A 16255-nucleotide genomic window follows, 5' to 3' on the forward strand; every position below is an offset into this window, starting at 1 on the left:
GCCTATCGCCCGACCGTCGCTTCGCCCACATTCCACCCGCGCAGCGTCACGCTCGGCCGGGTCACGATGCTGGCGGGATAGCGGATGGTGATCGTCTTGCGTTCGCCGGGCAGCAGCGCGACGTAATTGTCGCTGTAGAAGGCGGGCAGGATGCGCTTGCCCGAAGCGCCGATCAGCGTCAGCTTGGCGTTGAGCGCGGGCACCGTCCCGGTATTGGCGAGCGTCACCGTCACCGCGCGGTCGCTGCCGTCGACCACCGGCGCGGTCATCGTCGATGCGATCGTCGCCGGGGCAAGGCCGTTGAGCGCCTGATAGGAGGCGGTATCGCGCGCGCGCCAGTAGAAATTCTCCGACACCAGCCGCCCCGACGCATCGGTCAGCTTCAGGCTGACGAGCACCATCGGCCGCGTGGCGAACAGCGCATCGAGCGGAACCGCCGCCAGCGGTGTCGCCCGGTTGGCCAGCGCATCGACCTTGTCCGACCGGGTGAACAACTCGGCATTGTCGAGCCCCACCACTCGCACGCTAGCGGTCAGCCCACGCCGGTCGGCCTGCGTCGTGTTCAGCACCACCAGTTCGTTGCCCGGCAGGTTCAACTGGACGTGGATCGGCTCGGCCGCCTTCTTCGCCCCGTAATAGGCGGCGTGGGTGTCGTAATCCCACGAATAGATCTGCCACGCATTCGACGGCCATGCCGGATGCGTCATCCACAACAGCCGCCCACTGTTCTTGGTCCACAGATGGCCGAGAAACCCTTCGTACATCGCCTTGTGCGTTTCGAGGTTCATCATCTGCGCCTTGCGCTCGAAATCGGCGAAATCCTTCCCCGGCCCGAACATCGTCGACAGCGTCTGCATGAACGTTTTCGTGTCGCCGTTCCCGGCGAAATGCCAGTCGTGATAGGCCAGCACATCGCCCAGCGGCCAGCGATCGGCGGCGGGCACATACGCGGCGATCGATTCGGCGGTCGACAGCGACGGCGTCCCCGTCTCGACCGAAAAACCGGTGGCAAGGTCGGTGAAATAGCCGACCGGCGCGCGGTAGTTGTACGGTCCCGACCCCTGCAAATTCACGACGTTCGACGATCCGGTGAACCAGCGCGTGCCGTCGAGCTGGAACACGGCATCGTCCAGCCCCTGATTGAGCGCAGGGGTGGGCACGCCCTCGTTCCGCCCGAACCACAGGATGATCGATGGATGGTTGCGATAGCGCGCGATCGTGTCGCGCGCATTGGCGAGGAACAGCGAGGAATCATCGGGCTCGATCTGGAAATTCTGCGTCGATTGCCAGAAGTCGTTGAGGATCATCATGCCGTTCTCGTCGGCGAGATCGTAGAATTCCGCCTCGGTATTGGTGCCCATCCAGTTGCGGATGACGTTCATGTTCGCCTCGCGCTGGAGGCGGAAGAAGGGGGCGAGCCAGTCGTAGCTCACCCGCTTCATCGCATCGTCCATCCCCCAGTTGCCGCCGCGCGCGGCGATCTTCACGCCGTTCACCCGGATGGTCAGATGCGGTTCGGGCAGCGTCTCGGTGATCGCCGTAACCGCGCGCGAGGTTTCGCCCGCCGGGGTGAGCGATTCCGCCCAGCCGGTCGGCGACTGCTTGATCGCCTCGTGCCGCACGTCGATCAGTTTCTGCCCGGCCAGCCCGCCGTCGGTGGTCTGCACGTTGACGCGGCGCAGCTTGCCGGCGGCATCGAACAGCGACAGGTCGTAGCTGACCTCGCGAATGCCGAAGCGGCCGGTCTTGCTATCCGACACGCCGCCCGCATCGCTTACCTGATAGGTCGCGCGGTACAGGTTCGGCGCGCCATAGCCGTTCGGCCACCACAGTTTCGGATTGGCGACGCGCAGCGCGGGGAAGTCGGCCGGCGTGAAGCGCACCTCGCTTTTGCCCGTCGGCGCGGTCACGGTCCGCTCGACCGCGACCCCCTCGAACGCGACCTTCACCGTGACCTGTCCGGCGGGGCCGGCATTGTCGATCGGCACCGTCACATAGACGTCGGCACTGTCGGTACGCGGCAGCGGCAGGTCGGTCACGACCTGCGGGTCGAGAATGCGGACGCTTCCGTGCGCCACCAGCTCGACCGGTCGCCACAGCCCGGTATTGCGGTCGCGGATGCCGGGGATCCAGTCCCACCCCTCGGTCGCGACGAAGGTCGGGCCGTCGATCGCCAGTTGCCCGCCATTCTCGCCGACGCCGCCCTTGACCGATTGTTCGTGCGGGATGCCCGGATGCGGCGGCGGCGATACCTTCACCGCGATCACATTCTCGCCCGCCACCGGCACCAGATCATATTGGCCGCGAATGAACGCACCGCGCGTCTGGCCGAGCTTCACGCCATTGGCCCAGATGTCGGCGGCATAGTTGATGCCGCCGAACACGATCGTCAGCTTCCTGCCCGCCGCCTCCGCCGGCACGGTGAAGCGGGTGCGATACCAGTAATCCTGCCGCGCGAGGCTCTCGGGAATCCTGAGGTTGTTGAGGCCGTAATAGGGATCGGGATAGACCCCGCGATCGACCAGCGTCTGAAGCACCGTCCCCGGCACCGTTGCCGCGCGCCATGTGCCATTGGGGCTGCCCGGCCGCGACAGCGCCGCGCCGTCGCCGGCCACCTCAAGCGCGGCGGCCAGTTGCCAGCCGTTCAACTGCCAGCGGCCCGGCGCGGTCGGCTGGACCGTGGGGGCGGTCGGCACCGGTTTGGCAACCGGCGCGGTGTACGCATCGCCGTGCGTCTGCGGCAGCGTCCACGGGTCCTGCTGCTGGGTCAGGCCGATGTTCGCCTGTTTCTGGAACGGCCATTGCACGCCCACCTGCCACAGTTGCACGTTGGCGAAGTCGGGGCGGGGCAGGGCGGCGATCTCGGCGGCGGGCAGCGCGCGGCCGTGCAGCGTCGCACCGACCAGCGTACCCCCGAAATGCGGCTTGCCCGGCACCGCGCGCGCGATGTGGATCACCGGAGTCGTCGCGGCGGACGCCAGCGCCCCGGCGGCGACCCGGCGACCATCGACATACAGCGTGGCGCGGCTTCCGTCCGACACGGCGGCGACCTGCGTCCAGCGTCCGGCACTCACCTGCGGCCCGGCCAGCGCGGCGCTTCCGTCGCGCAGCACCAGCCGCCCGTCGACCAGCGCCAGCACGCGCGTATCGCCCAGCGCGATCAGCGGCATCTCGCCCGACTGGCGTTCGCCGGCGCGGACCCATGCGGTCATGCTGTACGGCGCGCCGGCGGCGGCAACGCTCTCGCCACCCTCGACCGGGCGTTCGATGCCGATCCCGCCGTCGAGGAAACTGGCGTTGTACGGCCCGCCGTTCACCGGCACCTGCGCGATCGCCGCGCCGCCCCATGCGACGCCCGCCAGCAATAGCGCGGCCCGTTTGCGCACGATCGTCATGCCGAAATCCTCTTGTTGGTCAATTCGGCGCTGATCGCTTCGAGATCGCGCCCGCGTGTTTCGGGGAACAGCCGCCACACCATCACCGCCTGCACCAGCATCGCCGCCGCAAAGGTCCAGAAAGGCAGTGGCCGGCTCCATTCGGCGATCAGCGGAAAGGCGAACGACAGCACGGCATTGGCGACCCAGTGGGTGGCGCTGCCGATCGCCTGTCCGCGCGCGCGCACGTCGGTCGGGAAAATCTCGCTCAGATACACCCAGATCACCGCACCTTGCGACATGGCGAAGGCGGCGATGAACAGGATCAGCAACGGCAGCAACAGGCTGGCCGGGGCCGCCCCGGCATAGACCAGCGCGACGCCCGCCAGCGCCACCGCCGTCACCAGCCCGCCGCCGATCAGCAGCGGCTTGCGCCCGACCCGGTCGATGATGGTCATGCCGATGATCGTCGCGACCAGATTGGCGACGCCGATCGCGATCGCCTGCACATCGCCCGACACGCCGGTAAAGCCGGCGGCGGCAAAGATGTCGTTCAGATAATAGAGGATCGCATTGATCCCCGAGAGCTGGTTGAACAGCCCGATGGCGATTGCGAGTAGGATCGGCATCCGGTGGACCCGCCAGTCGAGCCGCCCGGTCCCGCCGCTCTCGACCACCGGGATCGTCGCGAGGCCGAGGCGATCGGCGGCACGCTTCGCCTCGGCCGCCCGTCCGCGCGCGGTCAGCCAGCGCGGGCTTTGCGGCAGGCCGGTGAGCAGCACGAGGAACAGCGCGGCGGGCACCGCCGCCACGCCCAGCTTCCACCGCCATGCGACATCGGCCGAGGCGATCTGCGCGACCAGATAATTGCTCAGATACGCGATCAGGATACCCAGCACGATATTGAACTGGAACAGCCCGACCAGCAGCCCGCGCCGCTCCGGCGGGCTGATCTCGGCGATATAGACCGGGACCAGCACCGACGACGCCCCGATCGCCAGCCCACCGAGGACGCGAAACGCGATGAACGCCGGCAGCGAGGTGGCAACCGCGCAGCCGACCGCCGAGACGACATAGAGCAGCCCGATGACGCGCAGCACGGCCAGGCTGCCGAACCGGTCGCCCGGGGCCCCGCTGAACAACGCGCCGACCAGCGTGCCCCACAGCGCCGCCGACACCGCGAGGCCAAGGCCACCCGGCGACAGCAGATATTCCGCGCGCAACGCATCGGTGACGCCCGAGATGACGGCGGTGTCGAACCCGAAGAGAAGGCCGCCGAGGCTCATCGCGACGACCGCGCGGGTGTGGGTCGCGCCGCTCATGCGCCGACGCTCCGGCGCAGAAAGTCGCCATGCGGTTCGCTCAGGGCCAGCGTCCGGCCGATCGCCTCGCGCATCCGCGCGAAGGTGCCGGCTAGATCGGCCGTCTCGCACTGGTCGGCCAGCGGCGAATGCCGCGCGGGCAGGTCGCCGAAGCCGGCATACATGCTCAGCCAGCTATGATCCTGAAACGTGTCCCACTCGTAGCGCACAAACTCTCCCCCGCTTCGCCATGCGTCGATCTTCACTTGCAGCCCCTCGGGCGGCTCGATGCCGCGCATCCGGTCCCAAAAGGGTTCGCCGTCACGCCGGTTCGACCAGTAATGCAGGAACAGGAAGTCGCGCAGCCGTTCGAACTCCAGCACCGATTGCCGGTTGTAGGTCGCCGCCAGGCGCGGATCGAACCCGCGATCGGGAAACAGCGCGACGAAACGCTCCAGCCCCGACTGGATCAGCGAGATGCTGGTCGATTCGAGCGGTTCGAGAAACCCCGACGCCAGCCCCAAGCCGACGACATTGCCGTCCCAGAACCGCGCGCGATGCCCGGTCGTGAACCGCAGCCGGTTGGGGGCGGCCAGCGGCTCGCCCTCCAGCGTGCCGAGCAGCGTCGCCTCGGCCTCGTCGTCGGACAGATGATCCGAACAATAGACATAGCCGTTGCCGGTGCGGTGGCGCAGCGGGATGCGCCATTGCCACCCGGCACTGCGCGCGGTGGCGATGGTATAGGGTAGCGGATCGCCCGGCGCGGCGACGCACGGGATCGCCACCGCCCGGTCGCACGGCAGCCAGTGGCGCCAGTCGACATAGGGCACGCCCATCGCGTCGCCCAGCAACAGGCTGCGAAACCCCGAACAGTCGATCCACAGGTCGCCCGCGATCTCTCGTCCGTCGGCCAGCGTCACCGCTTGCAGCAACCCCGTTTCGCCGTCGCGCGCGACATGGTCGATCCGCGCATCGATATGCGTCACGCCATTGGTGAGCGCGAGGCGGCGCAGCAGCACCGCGAACTTCGCCGCATCGAAATGCAGCGCGAAGTCGAACACGCCGAGATCGTTCGCCGGCTGGTCGGCCGGTGGCAGAAACCGGCCATGCCGCGCCAGTTGCGTGGCAAGGCAATAGTCGGCCAGCGGCCCGGCCTGTCCAGCCGCGTTCAGCTTCAGCCAGTATTGATGGAACGCGACCCCGCCCGATCCCACACCGTACAGGCCGAAGGGATGGAAGAACCGGTGCCCGTCCTCGCGCCACCCGTCGAAGCGGATGCCGTATTTGATCGTGCCCTCGGTTTCGCGCAGCACGTCGCTTTCATCGAGATCGATCGCGCGCAGGAAGTCGCGGATCGCGGGCACCGTCGCCTCGCCGACGCCGACCGTGCCGATCGCCGAACTTTCGACGACGGTGATCGTCAGCTTGAGGTGCGCCAGCCGCCGCGCGCAATAGGTCGCGGCCATCCACCCGGCGGTTCCCCCGCCGACGATCACGATCGAACGCACCGGTTCGTGTGGCATCGTCGGTTCCTCCCTGTGTCGCTCGTGGCTTGGCGGACGATGACGCCCGGTTTCTGATCCTTGCCCGACCTCTCCTCCTCCGTCACCCCAGCGCAGGCTGGGGTCTCTGTGGGGAGAACCGCGGCACCCGCCCCATAGAGACCCCAGCCTGCGCTGGGGTGACGGAATGAGGGAGGTTGGGCGGGATCGAAGGCTGCCGACCCGCCTCTCCGACCCTCAGAACTTCGCGCGGACGCCGGCGATGAAGCGACGCTCGAAGATGTTCTCGTTGAACACCTGGTCCTGCCACGTGAGGTAGAACCGTTCCGTCTCGCCGGTCAGGTTCGATGCCTGGCCATAGAGGCTGAAGTTCGGCGTCACGTCATAGCTGATCGAGGCGTCGAGATAGTTGGTCGGCTGCTGATACTGCGCCAGCCCCTGGATGCCGCCATAGTTGGACGAGGCGAGCCGCTTCGAGCGATAGTTATAGGCGACGCGCGCCTGCAACCCGTATTGCTCGAACCACAGCGCGGCGTTCACCTGATGCTTGCTGTTGTCCTGGAACGGCTGGTTGTTGCCCGCCAGATCGACGCGGCCGGCATCGCCCAGCGACAGCGTGTAGTTGGCGTCGACGCCGAACCCGCCGAACAGGCCGTTCACGCCATAATCCGCCAGCGACTGCCGCGCCGAGGCTTCGATGCCCTTGAGCGTGCCGCCTTCGCCCTGCGCCAGCGTGTTGGTGACGACCTGCCGCCGGATCACGCCGTCGTTGTCGGGAATGTCGCTGCGCAATTCGGTGGTGGTGGTGATGAAGCTGTCGACCGCGATGTAGAACGCGCCGACCGCGACGAGGCTGGAGCGACCGGTGTAATATTCGAGGCTCGCCTCGGCATTGGTCGCGCGCCACGGGTTCAGGTTCGGGTTGCCGCGCGAATCGGCGGTCCGCGCCTCGAACCGCGCCGGGTTCACCTGCGTGTTGATCGCATAGTTGACGTTCAGACCGCCGCCCCATTGCAGGAAGTCGAGCACCGTCATCGTCTTGGAGAAGGCGGCGCGCGCGCGCAGCTTGTCCGTCAGGTCGAACGCGACGTTGAACGCCGGCAGGAAGTCGGTGAACTCGCGCTTGGTCACGACGTCACCGGCATCGACGCCCGATACGCCGTAAGGCTGCGGCGCGCCGACGATGTTCTGGCGCACGTTCAGCCGGGTGTTGACGACCTGCAGGCCACCGTTCGCGCGGAACGGCAGGCCCAGCAGCACGCCTTCGCCCGACACCTGGCCATAGCCCGAGATCTGCGAGACGTTGACCGTGAACGAATCCGCCGGGTTCACCAGATTCTGGCTGCCGGGGTAGAATTTGTTCTGCCACGCCTCGCTGTCGTCCATCGCCTTGGGATCGAGCGCATAGAGCGCGGGCGTGCCGCCGGCGGGCAGGGCGTATTGCTTGATGAGGCCGTCGAAGATCGCGTTGGTCGCCTGCCGGGTATAGCCGGCGGTATAGGCATTGCCCTGCGCGTCGCGCACGCGGCACTTGTCGTCGGTCAGGTTGACGTCGAACGCCTTCCACTTGACGAGGCAGCCGCCCGCCGGATTGGCGGCATTGTCGCGGTTGCCGGCATAGAAGGGCGAGACACGGTCGAAGGTGAACTGGTCGACGCTGCGCTCGCCATAGCGCGCGCCGAACGCGACGCGGACACCGCCGTCCGAGGTATATTCGCCATCGGCGCGCACCGCCCACAGGTCGCCGTTCTGATACTGGTTGCCCTCCGACGAGATCGTCTTGAGGCCATAGCGCGACGGATCGGCCGCCTGCGCCAGAAACGCGGGCGAGAAGCCGAACACCGGCGCGCCGCTCGAATAGTCGACGGTCGCGGTCTGGCTGTAGATCTGATAGCCGGTCGGGTTGAAGCGCACGTCGCCGCCGATCGAGGCGGGATAGTTGCCGACGCCGTTATACGCCCATTGCGACCCGTTGGTCAGGCTGAACTGGGTATAGGCCTGATCGCGCTTGCGCGACGCCTTGCCATAGATGCCGCGAACAGTGCCCTTGAACTGGTCGCTCGGCTGCCAGTCGAGCTGCAGATTGTAGTTCTGCGACTCGCTCTTCGTGCGGAAGGTTTCCGAATAGCTGTCGAAGCTCGGCAGGCTGTAGGTATATTGCTGCACCGTGTTGACGTTGTAGCCGCCCACGACCGCGCCGGTATCGCGCGACTTGGTCGGCAGGAACGGCGACGACAGCCAGTCGACGTTCTGGAACTGGAAGCCGGCGGTGCGGTCATACTGCGTCTGGCGCGTGTAGAAGCCGTCGGCGGTCAGCTTCAGCGCGTCGCTGATCTCGAACTGGAGCGAGGCGTTGGCGCCGAAACGCTCGCGGTTGGTGATGCGGTTCCATGCGGTGTGCGACTGCGGCGTGATGAAGGCGTCGTTGACGTCGCCGTCGCCGTTCACGTCATAGCCGAGCAGATTGCCGGCCGAATTGCGGATCGGCCGGCCCCGGCTGACGCCGTTGTTGCCGACCGCGAAGTTGCCGGGGTTGGCGGGCGTGACCGAACCGTCGCGGTTCAGCACCGGATCGCTGCCCCGTTCATTGTTGAGCGCGACGCCGTAATCCTGAATGCCGCGGAAGCTGTTGCCGAGCGTCAGGTCGCTGTACGCCGCCGACACCAGCACGCCGAACCGCTCGCCATGATAGGCGATGAGGCCGTTGGCCGACGGGCTCCACTTCTCGGTCTTGTCGCCATATTGGCCCTCGACCGCCGCCGACATCGTCAGCCCCCGCTTCAGATCCATCGGCCGGCGGGTCAGCAGGTCGACCGTGCCCGACAGGCCGGCCTGTTGCAGCGAGGCGGTCGGCGACTTGAACACCGTCGCGCCCGAAAAGAGCTGCGAGGGGATGTCGGTGAAGTTCGGCTGGACCGTCGTGACCGAATTGGCGCCGAGGAACTGCTCGCCGTTCAGCAGCGTCGTGACCTGCGGCAGCCCGCGGATGTTGACGGCGGCGCCTTCGCCCGCGTCGCGGCGGATCTGGACGCCGGGGATGCGCTGGAGCGAATCGGAGATGGTGACGTCGGGCAGCTTGCCGATGTCCTGCGCGCTGATCGCGTCGACCACGCTGTCAGCGTTGCGCTTCACCTCGATCGATCGTGCCTGCGACGCGCGGATGCCGGTGACGACGATTTCGTCGCCCGCGCCATCGGTCTGGGTCGCCGGGGCATCGGGGGTGGTGCCGGTCGGGGTCTGCGCGGCGGCCGGAACGGCGAGGCCCAATACGGTGATCGATGCCGCACCCGACAGCAACGAACGAACCAGCGGCGACGAAGCGTAACGCATCCAACCCTCCCGTAAGTGCGCCATTCATTCCGTGGCGCTTTATTTATTAAACTTGGTTTGTTTAATTCTTTTGTCGTACGCTGTCAACGTCGATCTCCCCGCCGGACCGGTCGGTCGGCCCCGCACTTCGATCAGATTATCCGCCTGGGTCAGAGGCTTGTGGGCAAGACGGTCGCTTGTCGTCGGCGCACGCGAAAAGGGCCGGCTCCCGTGAAGGAACCGGCCCGATCTTGCTCCGCCCCGTTACGCTACCGGGGGAGAAGCGAAGCTTTTTCAGCGGCGGCAGCCGCGCGGTGCGTCCGACTTGTCGATCGCCCGGCCGGCCAGCGCACCCGCGCCACCACCAAGGATCGTGCCGAGCAGGCGGTTGCCGTTGCCACCGATCTGGTTGCCGAGCAGGCCGCCGGCGATCGCACCGATCACCGTACCGCCGTCGCCGTTCTCGCAGCCGCGCTGACGCGAGCGATAGTTGCGGTCGTTGTAATACCCGCGGTCGCCGCGATATTCGCGATAGCCGCGATCCCCACGATATTCCCGCTCGTAGCGGTCCCCGCGCCAGTTCTGCGCCGAAGCGGCGGTGGGGGCGGCGGCGGTGGCGACCGTGGCAAGCGCGGCAGCGGCGAGCGTCAGCTTCTTGAACATGGGTCTTCTCCCTCAAAATCTGGCGACGGCGATACATCCCGGTGGGGAAGTCCGTCTGTGATCTGGGGTATGCACCGATTCGCTTGAGCCGATACTGAATGCACCTGTTAGCTGGCGTTCATGGTTGGGGGCGGTAGACAGGCCCTGTCCGTCACTCCCGCGAAGGCGGGAGTCCATATGCGCCACCGTTGCGATTCCGGCACGAACGTCGGCGGGTATGGATTCCCGCCTTCGCGGGAATGACGAGGGGGGTGGGCATCGCTCGCTCCATACCGATACGATCCGTATGCCATGCGGGTTTTGCTTTAGTTTGGCCCACCGCAACCCTATAGGATTGCTATGGCAACGAACCCCAATCAGAACGATTACGGCGCGGACTCGATCAAGGTGTTGAAGGGGCTGGACGCGGTCCGCAAGCGTCCCGGCATGTATATCGGCGATACCGACGACGGCTCGGGCCTCCACCATATGGTGTTCGAGGTGAGCGACAACGCGATCGACGAGGCGCTGGCCGGACATTGCGACCGCATCCTCATCACGCTGAACGCCGATGGCTCCGTCTCGGTCGAGGATAACGGTCGCGGCATCCCCACCGGCATCCACACCGAGGAAGGCGTGTCGGCGGCCGAGGTCATCATGACCCAGCTCCACGCCGGCGGAAAGTTCGAGAATACCAACGACGACAACGCCTACAAGGTATCGGGCGGCCTCCATGGCGTCGGCGTGTCGGTGGTGAACGCACTCAGCGATTTCCTCGACCTCACGATCTGGCGCGACGGGCAGGAGCATTACATGCGCTTCCGCCGCGGCGATGCCGAAGCGCCGCTCAAGGTCGTCGGCCCGTCGGACAAGCGCGGCACCCGCGTCACCTTCCTGCCGTCGCCCGACACGTTCAAGATCCTCGAATTCGATTTCGACAAGCTCGAACACCGGTTCCGCGAACTGGCGTTCCTCAATTCGGGCGTCCGGCTGGTGCTGGTCGATGCGCGCCATGAGGAACCGCGCGAGGTGGAGCTGTTCTACGAGGGCGGAATCGCCGCGTTCGTGAAGTATCTCGATCGCACCAAGAACCCGCTGATGCCCGATCCGATCGCGATCCACGGCTTCCGCGACGATGTCGGCATCGACGTCGCGCTGGAATGGAACGACAGCTATTACGAAAACGTCCTCGCGTTCACCAACAACATCCCCCAGCGCGATGGCGGCACCCACATGGCGGCGTTCCGCGCCGCGCTGACGCGCACGCTCAACAACTATGCCGACAAGTCGGGCATGTTGAAGAAGGAAAAGGTGTCGCTGACCGGCGACGACATGCGCGAGGGGCTGACCGCGATCGTCTCGGTCAAGCTGCCCGACCCGAAATTCTCGTCGCAGACCAAGGACAAGCTGGTGTCGTCCGAAGTGCGCCAGCCCTTGGAAGCGCTGATGGCCGACAAGCTGGCCGAGTATCTCCAGGAAAATCCGGCGAACGCCAAGGCGATCATCATGAAGGTGATCGACGCGGCGGCGGCGCGCGAGGCCGCCAAGAAGGCGCGCGAGCTGACCCGGCGCAAGGGGGCGATGGACATCGCCTCGCTCCCCGGCAAGCTGGCCGACTGTCAGGAGCGCGATCCCGCCAAGTCCGAACTGTTCTTCGTCGAGGGTGATTCGGCCGGCGGTTCGGCCAAGCAGGGCCGCGACCGCCATTTCCAGGCGATCCTCCCCTTGCGCGGCAAGATCCTGAACGTCGAGCGCGCCCGTTTCGACCGGATGCTCGCCAGCCGCGAGATCGGGACGATCATCACCGCGCTCGGCACCGGCATCCGCGACGACTTCAACCTCGACAAGCTGCGCTACCACAAGATCGTCATAATGACCGACGCCGACGTCGACGGCGCGCACATCCGCACGCTGCTACTGACGTTCTTCTACCGCCAGATGCCCGAGATCATCGAGGCAGGGCATCTCTATATCGCTCAGCCGCCGCTGTATAAGGCCACCAAGGGTCGCTCGGAAGTGTACCTCAAGGACGACAACGCGCTCGACGAATATCTGGTCGAGGCGGGCGTTGCGGCGCATGTGCTGGAAAGTCCGGCGGGCGCGCGCAGCGGCGATGATCTCAAGGGCCTGCTCGGCCACGCCCGGCGAATGCGCACGCTGATGCGCTACGTCCCCCGGCGCTACGACATGGGCATCGTCGAGGTGCTGGCACTGGCCGGCGTGCTCGACCCGCAGATTTCGAACGCTGACCGCCAGACGCGGCTCGACGACGCCGTATCGCGCATCGGCCGCACCGATACCGAGGCGACGTGGACCGCGCGCGTGACCGAGGACGGCGGATTGCAGTTCCAGCGGCGCTGGCGCGGCGTCACCGACACCCATGCGATCGAACCGGCGTTCCTGCTGTCGGCGGAGGGGCGCAAGCTCCACACGCTGGCCGGCGAGGAAGCGGCGAGCTACGCCGGCGTCTCGCGGCTGGTGAGCGCGCGCAGCGCCGCCTCCGCCGATCCCCTTGCCGAAACCGAGGAAGGCGAGATTCCGGCGGTCGCGCAGAAGGGCGAGACGATGGTCGCCCGGCCGAGCCAGTTGCTCGACGCGATCCTGGCGGCGGGGCGCAAGGGCCTGTCGATCCAGCGCTACAAGGGGCTGGGCGAGATGAACGCCGAGCAATTGTGGGAAACCACGCTCGACCCGTCGAACCGCTCGATGCTGCGCGTCGCGATCGAACAGGCCGACGTCGCCGACGAGATCTTTACCCGGCTGATGGGCGACGTGGTCGAACCGCGCCGCGACTTCATTCAGGAAAACGCGCTGAACGTCGCCAACCTCGACGTGTGATCGCTATCGTCGTCCCCGCGCGAGCGGGGACGACGATTGGGTGTCAGCGCTTGCCCAGCCGCTTCGCGTTGGCGGTCGCCTTCGCGTGGATCGGGGCCAGCGCGCGGCCACCCGCGCCGATCATGCTGTCGGTCAGGCGCATTGCCCGGTCGCCGCGCGCCGCCATCTGGCGGGCGGAGGGCAGGCGCTGGCTGGTCCCGGCCTGCCACATATCCTGCATCGTCTGCATCCACAGCCCCTGCATCGCCGCCATGTCCTTGGCCAGTGATTCGCCCGCCTTGGCGAACGCCTGCGTCTTTTCCGTCACCATGCCGCTCAATTCGACATGGTCGGCGGTGAACGGGTTGCGCATTCCCGCGTCGATCATCGGCATCCGCTTGTCGATCACCACGGCGGAGGCCGCCATCGTCTCCCAGAAGCGCATGCCCGTCTGCGCGGCATCGGCCCAGATTTGCCACCAGGCGAGCATCGGTATCGTCGTCATCGCTCGTTCCTCGTTTCGCTGACCCGGTGCAGCCCCGCCGCCCTACCAGCCAAGCGCAACTTTGGACAGCGGCGTCGCGTCCTCCCTTGACCCGCACCCTGCCGCATTGCAGCAAGTGTGCCCATGACGACTCTGCCCCCCATCACGAACAATCCCGACATCCGCTTTCTCGGCCGGCTGCTCGGCGATGTCATCCGCACCTATGGCGGGGAGGCGCTGTTCAAGCGGATCGAGCATATCCGCTCGACCTCGGTCGACCGGCATCGCGGCGTGGCGGGCGCGGATGCGATCGATCTCGGCCTCGACAACCTCGGGCTGGACGACACCATCGCCTTCGTGCGCGGGTTCATGCTGTTCTCGATGCTCGCCAATCTGGCCGAGGACCGGCAGGGGATCGCCGCCGAGCCGGGGGCCGACGTCGCCACCGCGATCGAGAAGCTGAAAGCCGAGGGGATCGACCGGGCGGCGGTGCTGGCGCTGCTCGACCATGCGCTGATCGCCCCCGTGCTGACCGCGCACCCGACCGAGGTGCGGCGCAAGTCGATGATCGATCACAAGAACCGCATCGCCGACCTGATGCTGCTGAAGGATCAGGGCCATGACGAAACGCCCGAGGGCGACCGGGTGGACGAGGCGATCCTGCGCCAGATCGCGCTGCTGTGGCAGACCCGCGTGCTGCGCCGCGAGCGGCTGTACGTGGCGGACGAGGTCGAAACCGCGCTCAGCTATCTGCGCGACGTGTTCCTCCCCACGCTCCCCGCGCTCTACGCGCGATGGGAACGTGTGCTGGGCGAACGGCCGCCGTCGTTCCTGAAACCGGGGAGCTGGATCGGCGGCGACCGCGACGGCAATCCGTTCGTCGATGCCGCCGCGCTCCGGCTGGCACTGGCCAAGGCGGCCGAAGCGGTGCTCGGCTATTATCTCGATCAGTTGCACAGCCTCGGCGCCGAACTGTCGATCTCGACCGAGCATGTCGCGGTCGATACGGCGATCGCCGGTCTGGCCGACAAGAGCGGCGACGATGCCCTGTCGCGCGCCGACGAACCGTTCCGCCGCGCGATCAGCGGCATCTATGCCCGGCTCGCCGCGACCCACGCCTCGCTGACCGGCAAGCCCGCGCCGCGTCCCGGCAATCTGACCGGCGAACCCTATCCCGACCCCTCGGCGTTCCGCGCCGATCTGGCGACGCTGGCGCGCGGGCTGGTGCAGGAGGGCAATGGCCCGTTGTCGACCGGCGGCGCGCTCGGCCGGCTGATCCGCGCGGTCGAAACGTTCGGCTTTCATCTCGCCACGCTCGACATGCGCCAGAACAGCGTGATCCACGAAGGCGTCGTGGCCGAACTGCTCAAGGTCGCCGGCGTCGAGGCGGACTATGTCGCGCTCGACGAGGATGCGCGCGTCGCGCTGCTGCGCCGCGAACTGGAAAGCCCGCGCCCGCTCGTCAGCCCCTATGCCGACTATTCGGAGCAGACCGCGTCCGAACTGGCGATCCTGAAGGCGGCGGCGGAAGCGCACCAGCGCTACGGCCGCGCGTGCATCCGCCACTACATCGTGTCGATGGCGCAGTCGGTGTCCGATCTGCTCGAAGTGCATCTGCTGATGAAGGAAAGCGGGCTGTACGTGCCGGGCGACGATCCGCAGGCGCATATCATGGCGATCCCGCTGTTCGAGACGGTCGCCGATCTGGAGGCCGCCCCGGCGATCATGACCCGGTGGCTGGCGCTGCCCGAGGTCGCGGCGATCGCGCGCGCGCGTGGCCATCAGGAAGTGATGATCGGCTATTCCGATTCGAACAAGGACGGCGGCTATCTGACCTCTACATGGCAATTGTCGAAGGGGTCGACCGCGCTGGCGCCGGTGTTCGAGGAAGCGGGTATCGGCATGCAGTTGTTTCACGGGCGCGGCGGTGCGGTGGGGCGCGGCGGCGGATCGTCGTTCGCCGCGATCCGCGCGCAGCCGCACGACACGGTGCAGGGCCGCATCCGCATCACCGAACAGGGCGAGGTGATCGCCGCCAAATACGGCACGCGCGAGAGTGCCGTCACCAATCTGGAGGCGATGACCTCGGCGACATTGCTCGCCAGCCTCGAACCCGAACTGCTTGCGCAAGCCGATGCGACCCGCTTCGCCCGCGCGATGGACACGCTGTCGGACACCGCGTTCCGCGCGTACCGCGACCTCGTCTATGGCACCGACGGCTTTACCCGCTTCTTCCGCCAGGCAACGCCGATCGCCGAGATCGCCGGCCTCAAGATCGGATCGCGCCCCGCCAGCCGCAAGAAATCGGACGCGATCGAGGATTTGCGCGCGATTCCGTGGGTGTTCAGTTGGGCGCAGGCGCGGATCATGTTGCCGGGTTGGTACGGCGTCGGCGCGGCGCTGCAATCGTTCGAGGACAAGGGGCTGCTGCGCGAAATGGCCAGTGCATGGCCGCTGTTTGCCGCGACGCTGGCGAATATGGAGATGGTGCTCGCCAAGTCCGACATGGACGTCGCGGCGCGCTACGCCGGGCTGGTCGAGGACAAGGCCCTGAGCGAGACGATCTTCGGGCGGATCCAGGGCGGCTGGCAGGCGACGCATGACGGCCTGCTGTCGACCACCCGTCAGACGCGGTTGCTGGAAAAAAGCCCGGCGCTCGAAGCGTCGATCCGGCTGCGCACGCCCTATATCGAACCGCTCAATCTGCTCCAGATCGAACTGCTCAAGCGCCACCGCGCGGGCGAGGACGATGCGCGGATCGGGGAGGGCATTCTGCTTTCGATCAATGCGATTGCTACGGCATTGAGGAATAGTGGGTAACGCGCG

8 protein-coding genes are annotated in these 16255 nt (G+C 67.0%); 2 read left to right on the top strand and 6 right to left on the bottom strand.

Features of this window, described 5'->3' with window-relative positions; genetic code table 11:
- Positions 1-2 precede the first annotated feature (2 nt).
- The 5 genes from ASG37_RS07880 to ASG37_RS07900 form a co-directional block, all read right to left on the bottom strand.
- On the bottom strand, positions 3-3395 hold the full coding sequence (locus tag ASG37_RS07880; protein WP_055757914.1) for a glycoside hydrolase family 2: 3393 nt from the start codon (positions 3393-3395) through the stop codon (positions 3-5).
- Entirely contained in the window at positions 3392-4696 is a 1305-nt protein-coding gene (locus ASG37_RS07885; RefSeq protein WP_055757917.1) for a sugar porter family MFS transporter, read from the bottom strand. Before ASG37_RS07885 ends, ASG37_RS07880 begins: the two co-directional genes overlap by 4 nt.
- On the bottom strand, positions 4693-6198 hold the full coding sequence (locus ASG37_RS07890; protein WP_156349073.1) for a tryptophan halogenase family protein: 1506 nt from the start codon (positions 6196-6198) through the stop codon (positions 4693-4695). Before ASG37_RS07890 ends, ASG37_RS07885 begins: the two co-directional genes overlap by 4 nt.
- Positions 6199-6414: 216 nt before the next feature.
- Positions 6415-9507, bottom strand: coding sequence for a TonB-dependent receptor (locus tag ASG37_RS07895; protein ID WP_055757920.1), 3093 nt, complete (start codon positions 9505-9507; stop codon positions 6415-6417).
- Between the two features lie 273 nt (positions 9508-9780).
- A complete protein-coding gene (locus ASG37_RS07900; RefSeq protein ID WP_055757923.1) occupies positions 9781-10149 on the bottom strand; it encodes a glycine zipper 2TM domain-containing protein in 369 nt (122 codons plus the stop codon).
- Between the two features lie 339 nt (positions 10150-10488).
- On the opposite strand from ASG37_RS07900, the gene gyrB reads away from it, so the two are divergent.
- On the top strand, positions 10489-12966 hold the full coding sequence (gene gyrB, locus ASG37_RS07905; protein WP_055757926.1) for a DNA topoisomerase (ATP-hydrolyzing) subunit B: 2478 nt from the start codon (positions 10489-10491) through the stop codon (positions 12964-12966).
- Between the two features lie 43 nt (positions 12967-13009).
- Here the strand turns inward: gyrB and ASG37_RS07910 are convergent, their stop codons facing one another.
- Positions 13010-13450, bottom strand: a complete 441-nt coding sequence (locus ASG37_RS07910; protein ID WP_156349074.1) for a hypothetical protein — start codon at positions 13448-13450, stop codon at positions 13010-13012.
- Between the two features lie 123 nt (positions 13451-13573).
- On the opposite strand from ASG37_RS07910, the gene ppc reads away from it, so the two are divergent.
- Positions 13574-16249, top strand: a complete 2676-nt coding sequence (ppc, locus tag ASG37_RS07915) for a phosphoenolpyruvate carboxylase (RefSeq protein ID WP_055757931.1) — start codon at positions 13574-13576, stop codon at positions 16247-16249.
- Positions 16250-16255 lie beyond the last annotated feature (6 nt).

The organism is Sphingomonas sp. Leaf407, from assembly GCF_001425385.1.
GTDB lineage: Bacteria > Pseudomonadota > Alphaproteobacteria > Sphingomonadales > Sphingomonadaceae > Sphingomonas.